The following is an 11,640-nucleotide window of genomic DNA, read 5'->3' as shown; positions in this document are numbered from 1 at the left end:
GCCCTGACCTGTGCTTCCGCCGCGCGCCGCCGGTCGGCGAGGTGTTCTTCCACGGCAGCGAAGCGCCGGGTGTCGAAGAGCCGGCCGAGCAGCCGCCCGCGGGCCTCCGCGTCGGCGCGCAGAAAGCGCGCGAAGTCGCCCTGCGGCAACAGCACCACCTGGCAGAACTGATCCCGGCTCATCCCGATGAGCTGGGTGATCTCCTCGCCGATCTCCTGGTGCGACCGGCTCAGCGCCCGCCAGCCGCCGCTCTCGGCGTCGTACTCACGCAGCCAGCTCTGGGCCCGCTCGGTGGTGAAGCCCTTGCCGTTCTTCTTGGGGCGGGGCTGGGCGGGCCTGCGCCGCAGCTCCAGCCGCCGTCCTGCCACGGTCAGTTCGAGCAGCACCTCGGTGAACGTGCCGGTCTCGGCGTGGTCGCTGCGCAGGGTCGCCCCGGGGCTCTGCCGGGCGCCGGGGACCGCTCCGTACAACGCGAAGCACACGGCGTCGAGCACGGAGGTCTTGCCCGCGCCGGTCGGGCCCTGGAGCAGGAAGATCCCGGCGGTGGACAGGGCGTCGAAGTCGATGTCCTGGGTGGCGCCGAAGGGGCCGAAGGCCGTGACGGTCAGCCGGTGGAGTCTCATCGGGCCACCCCGCCGGATCCGGCGCCGGTCGTTCCGGGTCCGGCGAGCGCTTCCGCGCCCATCGCCGATGCTCGGGGGCCGTTCCGGTCCAGGGCCCTCGCTACGGGCACGCCGCCCCGCCCCTTCACCGCCGATACGGGCACGGCGCCCCGCACCCTGTCCGCCGGCACGGACCCGCCGCGCCGTTCCCCGGTCGGCTCAGACACGCCGCGCCGTTCCCGCACGGTCGGCTCAGACACGCCGCCCCGCCCCCTCACGTACCGTCTCGTCCACCCGAACCCCGTCGAACGCGCCGCGCAGCACGGCCCGTTCGGGCTCGTCGGGTCCATCGCCGCCGCGCACATGCGCCACGAAGTCCTCCGCGATCTGCTGGTCGGTGCGGCCCCTGAGGCGTTCCGCGTACGAGGTGACGGTGTCGTCCTCGGCGCGCTCGGGCTCGAAGACGAGGCTCAGGGTGTGGGGGAAACGCGCGGTGAGACGGGCCATCGGCTCGGTCGGGCGGACGGGGTCGGTGAGGGTCGCCTCGATGAACGACTGCTCGTGGCCGGTCAGCGCCGGGTCGGCGAGGAGTTCGCCGAGCCTGCCCCGCAGCCGGGCGAGCGGCCTCGGCACGGGACAGTCGACGCGCTCCGCGGCGATCTCGCCGCCCGCGCCGAGGTCCACGAGCCACATCGTCTTGCGGTGGGCGGCCTCGGAGAAGGAGTACGCGAGGGGGGAGCCCGAGTAGCGGACGCGTTCGGTGATGGTCTGGCTGCCGTGCAGATGGCCGAGCGCGACATAGTCCACACCGTGGAAGACCCCGGCGGGCACCGCGGCGACCCCGCCGACGGTGATGTCCCGTTCGCTGTCGCTCTCCTGGCCCCCGGCGACGAAGGCGTGGGCGACGACGAGGGACCTGGTGCCGTCCGGCCGGGCGGCCAGATCGGCCCGCACCCGGCCCATCGCCGCGGCGACGACGGCCTCGTGCTGAGCCCTGCCGGTCCGGAACTCGTCCTTCACCAGGGCCGGTTCGAGATACGGCAGGCCGTAGAACGCCACCTCGCCATGGCCGTCGGCGAGCAGTACGGGCGTCCCGCAGCCGGCCGGGTCCGTACGGAGATGAATCCCGGCACGCCCGATCAGTGCGGCCCCCACGCCCAGACGGCGGGCCGAGTCATGGTTCCCGGAGATCATCACGGTCGGCACCCGCTCGGCCGCGAGCCGGTGCAGCGCCCGGTCGAACAGTTCCACAGCGGAGAGCGGTGGCACCGCCCGGTCGTACACGTCCCCCGCCACGACGACCGCGTCGACCTCGTGCTCACGCACCGTCGCCACCAGGTGATCGAGGAACGCGGCCTGGGCGTCCAGCATGCTCACGCGGTGGAGCGAGCGCCCCAGATGCCAGTCCGATGTATGCAGAATCCTCAAGAGCCGACTCCGACCCGCATGTTTCCCTTTCCCCACCCCTGGCACCAGCGCCCGTCCCGCACGGGGCATCGCCATCGGCACGCACCACGCTAGCGCCGATCAGTACCGGTTCCACCACAGACCTCGGATTCCGCCCACGTCCCAGTACCGGCCCCCCGTACCGGAGCGTTACCGACCCCCGTACCGGAGCGTGACCGACCCCCCATGACGGGAGGCGCGGCCCCCAGTGCCGGGACGCGTTACCGCCGGTGCCGGGACGCGTTACCGCCGGTTGTCCCCTGCGGTCCGATACCGGAGCCCGGCGGGCGGGGCGGACACCCGCATCAACCGATCGGCCGACCCCGCTGTCGTCCATCGCGCGCCGGGACATCAGCCGGTGTGCGGACGGGCGGCGCGCGCCGACAGGTCAGGATGGAGAGTACGGAGCAGCGGAGGTCCGCCCGGGTCGGGGCGCCGCCGGATGCTCTCGCGCCCGGTGTCCGCCATCGTTGGGAGAGTGCTAGTGAACGCCGTTGACCGCGAGCTGCTGGAAGCCGCCCGTCGCGGGGACGCCGACGGGGTGCGCGCCGCGCTGGGCGCCGGGGCGCGCGTCGAGGCGCGTGACGAGAAGTCGCGCTCTCCGCTGCTGCTGGCCGCGCTGGGCGACCATGTCGAGGCCGCCCGGGTGCTGGTCGCCGCGGGCGCCGACCCCGATGCCCAGGACGCGCGGCAGGACAGCGCCTGGCTGGTCACCGGCGTCACGGGCAGTGTGGCGATGATGCGGGTGCTGCTGCCCGCCGGGCCGGATGTGACCCTGCGCAACCGCTTCGGCGGGGTCTCGGTGATCCCGGCCAGTGAGCGCGGCCATGTCGCGTATGTACGGGCGGTGCTGGCCGAGACGGCCGTCGACGCCGACCACATCAACGATCTGGGCTGGACGGCGCTGCTGGAGGCGGTGATCCTCGGCGACGGCGGCCCGCGCCACCGGCAGGTCGTTGAAGTGCTGCTGGCCGCCGGAGCGACCCCGGACATCGGCGACTCCGACGGCGTCACCCCGCTCCAGCACGCCGAGCGCCGTGGCTTCGAGGACATCGCCGCCCTGCTGAGGGCGGCCTGATGCGCCGCCGTGCACTGCGCGTGGCGGTCCTGGCGCCGGTGCTGGCGGGTGTGCTCGCCGGGTGTGCCGGGGACCCCTCCCCCGAGCGGACACCCGGTGCCGCTGCCACCACCGCGGGCGCCTCCCCGTCCCCTTCCGGATCCGCCGGGGACCGGGCGCCGGGGAAGGTGACCGCGCGGGGCACGCTGCTGGTCGCCGACTTCGGGAGCGATACGGTCACCTTCCTGCACCCGGAGCGCGGGCCCTTCGCATCGGTCGAGGTCGGCACCGCTCCCTACGGCCTCGTCGTCGGTGCCGACGGCCGCGCGTGGGTCGCCACTGCCGAGGGGGTCGCGGTGGTCGACACCCGTACCCGCGAGAGCCTCGGCCGTATCCCGTACTCCACCGCCACCGGGCCCGTCACCGACGGTGAGTACCGTGGCGGCGGGATGGGGATCGCGATCGCCCCGGACGGCAAGCGGGTTTACGTGGGTGTCAATGTCCCCGGCGGGCCCGGTGTCCTGGAGGTCATCGACACCGCCGCCCGGGAGGTGACGGCCACGGTCCCGGTCGGCCGCCGGCCCTTCGACGTCGATGTCTCGCGTGATGGCGCCGAGGTGTACACCACCAACCACGACTCCTTCGATGTCACCGCCGTCCGGACGGACTCACTCGCCGCCCGCCGCTTCGAGGTCGCGCCGTACGGCACCGAGGGCGGACTCGGCTCCTGGCTCAAGCCGCACTACGCCGCCGTCCGCGCGGACGGACGGCTGCTGCTGCCCTTCGAGGGCGAGCGGCTTGCCGTACTCGACCCCCGTACCGGCCGGGTCACCGTCGAGCGGATGACCGCCGACACCCACCAGCACGGCGCCGCCCTCACTCCGGACGGCACGCTGCTCGCCGTCGGCACCGGCCCGATCGGCTCGGCCGAGAAGGACGCCTCACTCACCATCCGCTCCCGCGACGGCACGGAGCGGGTGGTTCCGCTCGATGGGCCGCATGAGGATGTCGCGGTCTCCCGGGACGGGCGCACGGCCTATGTCACCGGCGGTTTCACCCGGGACGGCCACTGGGACGGGATCACCGTCGTCGATCTCCACGACGAGTCCGTCCGCCGCCTGCCCGGCGGGTCCCGCCCGCTGGGCATCGCCGTACTGGCGGGCCCGGGGTGAGCGGGCCGACCAGAGGTCCAGGGCGAGACCGGGCGCCGGGGATCCTGGGTGAGATCGGCCAGGAGCCCGAGGCGAGACCCGCCGGGGCGGGGGTCCGGGGTGAGCGGGCCGCCCCGATCAGGCGTCGCCGTACGCCTCACCGCCCAGCTCAAGCGCGGCCGTACCGGCCGTGGCGTCCGCAAGCCAGCCACGGAAGGCGTCGACCTCCGCGTCCGGGAGGCCGATCTCGATGGTGACCCGCTCCGCGTAGCGCACCTCGCGCACAGCGCGTCCCGTCGCACGGAGGTCGTTCTCCAGCCTGCCCGCCCGCTGGTGGTCGACGGTGACGGTGGCGAGCCGGTAGCGCTGCCGGGTACGGGTGCCGATGGCGTCGAGGGCTTCGCCGACCACGCCGCCGTACGCCCGGATCAGTCCGCCGGCGCCGAGCTTGACCCCGCCGTAGTACCGGGTGACCACGGCCACCGCGTAGCGGATCTCACGCCGCATCAGCATCTGGAGCATCGGCACACCGGCGGTGCCGCCCGGCTCGCCGTCGTCGCTCGCCTTCTGTACGGAGGCGTCGGCGCCGATGACATAGGCGAAGCAGTTGTGCGTGGCCGTCGGGTGCTCCCTGCGGACGCGCGCGACGAACGCCTGCGCCTCCTCCTCGGTCGCGGCGGGCGCGAGCGCGCAGATGAAGCGCGATCTGCCGATCTCTGTCCCGTGCACACCCTCGCGGGCGACGGTCCGGTACTGCTCCTGCATCGGACCAGCCTAGGCGGCATACGGAAGGGAATGCTCCACGCGGGTCTCCGGTTGTCGCCGACATGGACGCAACTGCTGAGACCGAGACCGACATCATTCGCAGGGTTCTGACCTCGACCGGTGACACCTGGGCCGTGGTGGGCCTGTCCAACAACCCGTCGCGGGCGGCGTACGGGGTGGCAGGCGTGCTCCAGCGCTTCGGGAAACGGGTGGTGCCCGTGCACCCCAAGGCGGAATCCGTCCACGGCGAACAGGGTTACGCCTCGCTCGGGGACATCCCCTTCCCCGTCGACGTGGTCGATGTCTTCGTCAACTCCGAACTGGCGGGGCAGGTCGCGGACGAGGCGGTGGGGATCGGGGCGAAGGCGGTGTGGTTCCAGCTCGGGGTGGTGGACGAGGCGGCGTACGCGCGGACGCGCGAAGCCGGGCTGGCCATGGTGATGGACCGCTGCCCCGCCATCGAGATTCCGCTTCTGTGAGCCGGGTGGCACGGCGGGCGTACCTCTGACCGGGGTTCGCCCGCCGTGCCGTCGGCGAGACCGGGACTGAGGGGCCGTACGAACGGGGCGCCCGCAGCCGAGCGCCGGGGCTCAGCGGCGCTGTGCGATGAGGTGGGCGATGCCGTCGAGGAGACGTTGGAGGCCGAAGTCGAATTCGGTACCGCTGTAGGCGGTGGCGCCGTGGGCGAGGGCGCGCTGGAGGGCGGGGTACCGGGAGAAGTCGACGAGCCGCCCGAGGGTGTCGTCGCGCCGGGCGGCGTCGTCGGTGGGGGCGCCCGGGCGGTGGAGCTGGGCGAGCCTGCGGACGTAGGCGTCGACGGACTCGACGGCGGCAAGCTTCTCCGGTTCCGTCAGGGCGGTGGCGTCGAAGACGCGTAGGGCGGAGTCGAGCCAGCGGAGCATATTGGGGCCGGGGGCCCGTTCCGTGTCCCGGAGTTGGAGCACCCAGGGCCGGCGCTGCGCCTGGTCCCATTCATCGTGGGCCCAGGCCACCACCTGGGCCCGCCAGTCGCCGGGCCACTCGTGGGGAAGGGTGGGCCCCCCGCCGGATCGCCACGGAACTCGCCCGGCATCTCGGAGCGTTCACGGCGGTCCAGATCGGACTGCTGCTCCTCGGGCTGTCCTGGATCGAGGATCTGGTCCGGGGCGGCCTCGACACCCTGCTGAGCGGCGGCGGCCGCGACCCGGCCGTCGCCGGGCTGGTCTATGGCGCGGGCAGGATCTGGACCCTGATCCTGGTCGTGGACGTGCTCTGGTCGGCCGCCAGAATGATCGCCCTGGCCGCCCGGCCCGTGTCCGGCGGAAAGCCCGCGGCGGACAGCCCGGCGACGGAAAGCGCCGCAGGTGACCCGCCGCTCAGATCCCAGGCCACCGTGGCGGACCGCCGCCCGGGTGACCCGCCGCTCAGACCCCCAGAGCGTCGAGCACCACGGCGCCGGGCAGTGACGCGAACGCCTTGCCCGGCACGATCAGCTTCCCGCGCCTGCGCCCGCTGCCGATGAGGACCCAGGGGGTGTCGACCACGACGGAGTCCACCAGCAGCGGCCAGTCGGCGGGCAGCCCGATGGGGGTGATGCCGCCGTACTCCATCCCGGTCCCACCGGTCGCGGCCTCCATCGAAGCGAACGACGCCTTGCGCGCGCCCAGCTGACGGCGGACGGCGCCATTGACATCGACCCGGGCGCTGGACAGGACGAGACAGCCCGCGAGGGTGGACTCACCGCCGCGCTTGCCCGCGACGACCACGCAGTTGGCCGACTGGTCGAGGAGTTCCTGCCCGTAGTGCTCCACGAAGACGGCGGTGTCCGCGATCTCCGGGTCGGTGTCGACGTAGAGGAGCTGGTCGGCGGGGACATCGCCCTGCCAGGTGCGTACGGCGTCGGCGACCGGCGAGGGCAGAAGATCCAGGCAGTCGGCGGCGGGGCGGGCGTTGTCGAAGGTGCCGATGGGGGTGCGCATGCGTGTCACGCTAACAGCGCCGACCGCCCGGCGAACGGCTGCCCGACAGCCCGTCGACCACCGGCCCGGCCGCCCGACCGCCCAACCGCGAATGCCCACCGGAGACCACCCCACCGCCCGGCGAACGGGCACCCACCACGGAAGAGCCCCTGGCTACCGCACCGGCGGAATGGACACCGCCATGGTCATCGCGACCTTCTCCGAGCCGTCGTTGCGGTACGCGTGCGGCACATGCGCCTCGAAGGTGGCCGAGGACCCGGCGCTCACGGCGTACGGCTCCCCGTCCACGACGAGCGTCAGCTCGCCCTCGGTCACATGGAGCAGTTCGACGGTCCCCTCCGGATGCGCGTCGGACTCGCTGCCGTCGCCCGGCATCAGCTCCCAGCCCCACAGCTCCAGCGGTCCGCGTTTCTCGGTGCCCACCAGCAGTGTGGTGAAGCTGCCGGTGGAGGTGGACCACATCCGTACGGCTCCTTCCGGCGGGATGACGCGGACCTGGGGGCCCTGTTCATAGTCGAGCAGCGTGGTGATGCTGACGCCGAGGGCGTCGGCGAGCTTCACGGTCGTCCCGACGCTCGGGTTGGTCCGGGCCTGCTCGATTTGGATGATCATGCCCCGGCTGACGCCCGCGCGGGCGGCGAGGGCGTCGAGCGTAAGGCCCCGCTCGCCCCGCCAGCGCTTGAGATTGCGGGCGAGCGACTGGGTGAGCTGTTCGAGGTCCGACACATTCCGTCCATTGAAGTGGATGACAGAGTTGAATATATTGCACTACGGTGTGATGCACTCAATCGTTCACCGAACTGTACTGCGAGGCGTGCCATGACCGCACTGTTCGCCCTGGCCACCAGCCTGCTCTGGGGCCTGGCCGACTTCGGCGGCGGGCTGCTGACCCGGCGCACCCCGGCGCTCACGGTCATCGTCGTCTCGCAGTCGGTCGCGGTGGTCGTCCTCGGTGCGATCGTCGTCGCCACCGGCGCGTGGAGCGAGGCCGGGCCCCGGCTCTGGTACGCGCTGGCGGCGGGCGTCGTCGGACCGGTGGCGATGCTCTGCTTCTACAAGGCGCTCGCGCTCGGCCCGATGGGAGTGGTGTCCCCGCTGGGCTCGCTGGGGGTGGCCGTACCCGTCGCCCTCGGGCTGATCCTCGGCGAGCGCCCCGGGCTGCTCCAGTTCGCCGGGATCGGCGTCGCGGTGGCGGGCATCCTCCTCGCGGGCGGGCCCGAACTGCGCGGCGCCCCCGTCCAGCGGCAGGCCATGCTGCTCACCCTGGTCGCCGCCTTCGGCTTTGGCGCGGTGATGGCTCTGATCGCCGAGGCGTCGACCACCCTCACCGGGCTGTTCCTCGCGCTCTTCGTCCAGCGCGTCACCAATGTCGCGGTCGGGGGCGCGGCCCTGTACGCCTCGGTGCGGAGGGGCGGGCGGGCCCTCCCGAGCGACGGCGGGGTACGGGTCGTCCTGGCCGCGCTCCCGGCGCTCGCGTTCGTGGGTCTCGCGGACGTGGCGGCCAACGGCACCTACTCCATCGCCGCCCAGAACGGCCCGGTCACCGTCGCCGCCGTTCTCGCGAATCTCTACCCGGTGGTCACCGTGCTGGCCGCGCTCGTCCTCCTCAGGGAACGGCTGCGGGTCGTCCAGGCGACGGGCGCGAGCCTGGCGCTGGTCGGCACGATCCTCCTGGCCACCGGCTGACCGCCCACGCGCACCGGGCGACCCCAACCACCTCCCGCGCGCACCGGGCCACCCCACCCATCTCCCGCTCGCCCTGCCCGGCCGCCCGTCCCGACGCCCCCCCGCCACCGGCCGAGCGGTCCGGACGGCCCGGGGCTCAGTCGGCCGTACGCCCCTCCCACTCCGCCAGTGCCAGCAACTGCTCCGGAGTGATACCGACGGGGACCGGTACGGGAGCGGGCGTCCGCAGCGGCGGCTGCCAGCCGAGGGCCGGATCCCAGCTGCGGACGACCCGGGCCGGGGCGCCGGCCACCACGGAGTGGTCGGCCACCTCACCCCGTACGACCGCCCCGGCGGCGACCACCACATTGCGCCCGAGCCGCGCGCCGGGCAGGACCACCGCCCCGGTGCCCAGCCAGCAGCCGGGGCCGATCTCCACCGGCTCGGTGCGCGGCCACTGCTTGCCGACCGGCTGGGCGGGATCGTCGTAACTGTGGTTGGTGGAGGTGATGTAGACGTAGGGACCGCAGTAGGTGTCCGAGCCGATGGTCACCCGGGCGTCCGCGACGACATGGCTCCCCCGGCCGAGGACGACTCCGTCACCGAGGGTCAGAATCGGGTCGGTGCCCAGATCGAGGCCCGGCAGCATGCCCGCGGTCAGGGTGACCCGCTCCCCGATGACGCAGTGGTCCCCCAGCTCGATCCACGCCTCACCGAACACGGTGCCCTGCGGAAACGCCAACCGGGTGCCCTGCCCGAGCGCGCGGAAACGCAGCCGTCCCGGGTGCTCGGCCGTGACGGCGCCGGCCCGCTGCACCCAGTGCCAGCCGTGGTGGACGACCCGGGTGACAGCACCCCGCCATCGCGCGGACAGCGATGAGAACGTGTTTCTGTTCCTGGGCACCCGCTCACGGTAGCCGGGGGGACCCGAGCCGTCCGGGGTGACGGACTGTGATGTTCACCCCATGGACCGAGCGGGTCGCGACCCTCCTTCCTCAGGGGCCGGATGGCCGAAAAGCACCGTCGCGACATATGACCACCCAACCCCAGGCGCCACATCCGTCCCGGAGATCACATCGGTCGCTCCCCCGTCCCTGCGGGCAGCCCTCCACGCCGGGGCTCCGGGCGGACCAACTGCTTATCACGCCGCCCCGGACGGCACAGTGACTTCGGGACGATGTCTCCCGTTCCACCGGCTGACGGCACGGTCCGGTCGTTCCGGCGGTGACGCATGGCTAGCATGAGCGACACATGCGAGCGGAAGATCACCGTCAACTTCCGGTGCCCGCCCCTGTGTTCCGCCGACGCGCGCCGGGTCGGCCCGTCTTCCTCCCCCGGACTTGAGCAGCGAGGGACCGTATGAACGCGCCAGTCGCCCCGAAACCGCACAGAATACGAACGCCACGACCGTTGCCACTCGCCGTCCCGCTGGCCTCGATCGTGGTGGCCGGGGCGGTCGGCGGCGCGGTGATCGCGGCGGCCCCGGACGCGGCCCGCGGCTGGGTCGCCGCCACGGCCGGAGCCGCCTGGGTCTGGGTGGCCGTCACCACCGTCGTCACGGCGCTCGGCTCCCGGCGGCTGCGCGCCACCGTGGAGGCGGCCACCGGTGAACTGCGGGCGGCGCAGGCGCACTCGACCCGGACGGGTGCCGAGTCCGCCCATCTGGTGAACGTCACGCTCCCCTCGGTCGTCAAACGGCTGCGCGAGGGCGAGAGCGCCGATTCGGTCCTCGCGAGCACCCCGCCGCCGACCGATCCCCAGCTACGGCTCGTGCTCCGGACGTTCGCCACCGAGCTGAGCACGAGCGAGCGCCGGGCCGAGACGTCCGGGGCCGACAGCGTCATGGCCGTACGGCAGTTGGCGCAGGCCGCCGACGATCTGGACCGGCTCACCCAGCTGACACTGCCCGCCGCGTTCGAACAGCTGCGGGGCGGCGCGTCCGCCGACACCGCGCTCGCGGAGCTGGAGCCTCCGTCCGACGCACGGCTGCGGGTGCTCCTCGACTCGATCGTGCGGGAGTTCGCGTTCAGCGAGCGCCGCGCCGCCGCTGCCCAAGGCGCCGGCGCCAAGGTGCTCAGCCGGGTCCAGGCGATGGCCGTGAGCATGCTCGCCGATCTGCGCGAGATGCAGGATCGTCACAGCGAAGAGGTGTTCGGTGATCTGCTCAGGCTCGATCACCACACCTCACAGCTCGGTCTGCTGACCGACCGGCTGGCGCTGCTGATGGGCGGCCGGGCCAGCCGGGCGTGGAACAAGCCGATCGGCATGGAGAGCATCCTGCGCGGCGCGGCGGGCCGTATCGCCGCCTACCAGCGGGTCCGGCTGCACTCCTCCAGCACCGCCGCCGTCGCCGGGTACGCGGCCGAGGGCGTGATGCATCTGCTGGCCGAGCTGATGGACAACGCCGCGAACTTCTCGCCGCCGATCGACGAGGTGCATGTCTATGTCGAGGAGCGCACCGCCGGGCTCGTCGTCACCATCGAGGACAGCGGTCTGAAGATGGCCGACGCGGCCATGCGGCGTGCCGAGGAAGCGGTGTCCGGCCGGTCCACCGACCTCGCCGATCTGCGCAGCACCCGGCTCGGGCTCGTGGTGGTGGGACGGCTCGCCGCCAAGTACCACATGAGCGTCAACTTCCGGCCCTCGTCACGGGGCGGCACCGGCGTCGTGGTGCTCCTTCCGCCCCAACTGCTGCACCAGTCGCGCACTCTGGTGCCGGAGCCGGTGGAACAGCTTCCGGCCGCGCCGGCCGACAACGTTCGCACGCCGTCCGCGCCCCGGCCCGCTGCTCCCGCCGCCGCGCCGCTCCCGCCGCAGGGCGGGCCGCGCGTGGCAACACAGAACGGACTGCCCGTACGGCCGCCGGGGCGCACCATGGCCGCGGCCGACCGGGGCCGGGCGGTAAGGACGCACCAGGGGCGCGCGCCGCACACCGGACCCGAAATCGCGCCAGGGCCGAACGCTTCGTTCGCTGCCTTGTTGCCAGAGTTGGTGGA

General features: G+C 73.1%; 11 protein-coding genes and 1 pseudogene. 5 read left to right on the top strand and 7 right to left on the bottom strand.

Annotation, left to right across the window (positions count from 1 at the left end; translation table 11 throughout):
* Together ACWF94_RS19870 and ACWF94_RS19865 are read right to left on the bottom strand one after the other, a co-directional pair.
* A partial coding sequence (locus ACWF94_RS19870; protein ID WP_453489723.1) for an AAA family ATPase occupies nt 1–623 on the bottom strand: 623 nt, incomplete at its 3' end.
* A gap of 231 nt (nt 624–854) precedes the next feature.
* Nucleotides 855–2,030 (bottom strand): exonuclease SbcCD subunit D, encoded by a 1,176-nt coding sequence (locus ACWF94_RS19865; RefSeq protein WP_453489721.1) that lies wholly within the window; start codon nt 2,028–2,030, stop codon nt 855–857.
* Nucleotides 2,031–2,532: 502 nt separating this feature from the next.
* On the opposite strand from ACWF94_RS19865, the gene ACWF94_RS19860 reads away from it, so the two are divergent.
* Nucleotides 2,533–3,126, top strand: coding sequence for an ankyrin repeat domain-containing protein (locus ACWF94_RS19860; RefSeq protein WP_453489718.1), 594 nt, complete (start codon nt 2,533–2,535; stop codon nt 3,124–3,126).
* Entirely contained in the window at nt 3,126–4,277 is a 1,152-nt protein-coding gene (locus ACWF94_RS19855) for a YncE family protein (RefSeq protein WP_453489715.1), read from the top strand. The genes ACWF94_RS19860 and ACWF94_RS19855 overlap by 1 nt, the downstream gene beginning before the upstream one ends.
* A 117-nt stretch (nt 4,278–4,394) precedes the next feature.
* On the opposite strand, the gene ACWF94_RS19850 is transcribed toward ACWF94_RS19855, so the two are convergent.
* Complete coding sequence (locus ACWF94_RS19850; protein ID WP_453489712.1) at nt 4,395–5,021, bottom strand: YigZ family protein; 627 nt, start codon at nt 5,019–5,021, stop codon at nt 4,395–4,397.
* Nucleotides 5,022–5,083: 62 nt separating this feature from the next.
* Here ACWF94_RS19850 and ACWF94_RS19845 point away from each other — a divergent pair, with 62 nt between their 5' ends.
* On the top strand, nt 5,084–5,500 hold the full coding sequence (locus ACWF94_RS19845) for a CoA-binding protein (RefSeq protein ID WP_453489709.1): 417 nt from the start codon (nt 5,084–5,086) through the stop codon (nt 5,498–5,500).
* 111 nt (nt 5,501–5,611) lie between these two features.
* On the opposite strand, the pseudogene ACWF94_RS19840 reads toward ACWF94_RS19845, so the two are convergent.
* From ACWF94_RS19840 to ACWF94_RS19830, 3 genes and pseudogenes are all read right to left on the bottom strand, one after another.
* Nucleotides 5,612–6,037: pseudogene (locus ACWF94_RS19840) on the bottom strand (TetR/AcrR family transcriptional regulator C-terminal domain-containing protein); the annotation flags it as partial.
* A gap of 387 nt (nt 6,038–6,424) precedes the next feature.
* Nucleotides 6,425–6,979, bottom strand: a complete 555-nt coding sequence (locus tag ACWF94_RS19835) for a YbaK/EbsC family protein (protein WP_453489706.1) — start codon at nt 6,977–6,979, stop codon at nt 6,425–6,427.
* Between the two features lie 153 nt (nt 6,980–7,132).
* A complete protein-coding gene (locus tag ACWF94_RS19830) occupies nt 7,133–7,705 on the bottom strand; it encodes a helix-turn-helix domain-containing protein (protein ID WP_453489703.1) in 573 nt (190 codons plus the stop codon).
* Between the two features lie 93 nt (nt 7,706–7,798).
* On the opposite strand from ACWF94_RS19830, the gene ACWF94_RS19825 reads away from it, so the two are divergent.
* On the top strand, nt 7,799–8,665 hold the full coding sequence (locus ACWF94_RS19825; protein WP_453489700.1) for an EamA family transporter: 867 nt from the start codon (nt 7,799–7,801) through the stop codon (nt 8,663–8,665).
* A 136-nt stretch (nt 8,666–8,801) separates the two neighbouring features.
* Here the strand turns inward: ACWF94_RS19825 and ACWF94_RS19820 are convergent, their stop codons facing one another.
* Nucleotides 8,802–9,548 (bottom strand): acyltransferase, encoded by a 747-nt coding sequence (locus tag ACWF94_RS19820; RefSeq protein ID WP_453489697.1) that lies wholly within the window; start codon nt 9,546–9,548, stop codon nt 8,802–8,804.
* A 455-nt stretch (nt 9,549–10,003) separates the two neighbouring features.
* On the opposite strand from ACWF94_RS19820, the gene ACWF94_RS19815 reads away from it, so the two are divergent.
* Nucleotides 10,004–11,640: ATP-binding protein (locus ACWF94_RS19815; RefSeq protein WP_453489694.1), on the top strand; the 1,637-nt coding region annotated here is incomplete at its 3' end.

It is taken from the genome of Streptomyces sp. NPDC055078, from assembly GCF_053607985.1.
The sequence above is the reverse complement of the archived record's forward strand: the minus strand, read 5'-3'. Positions and strand labels throughout refer to the sequence as shown.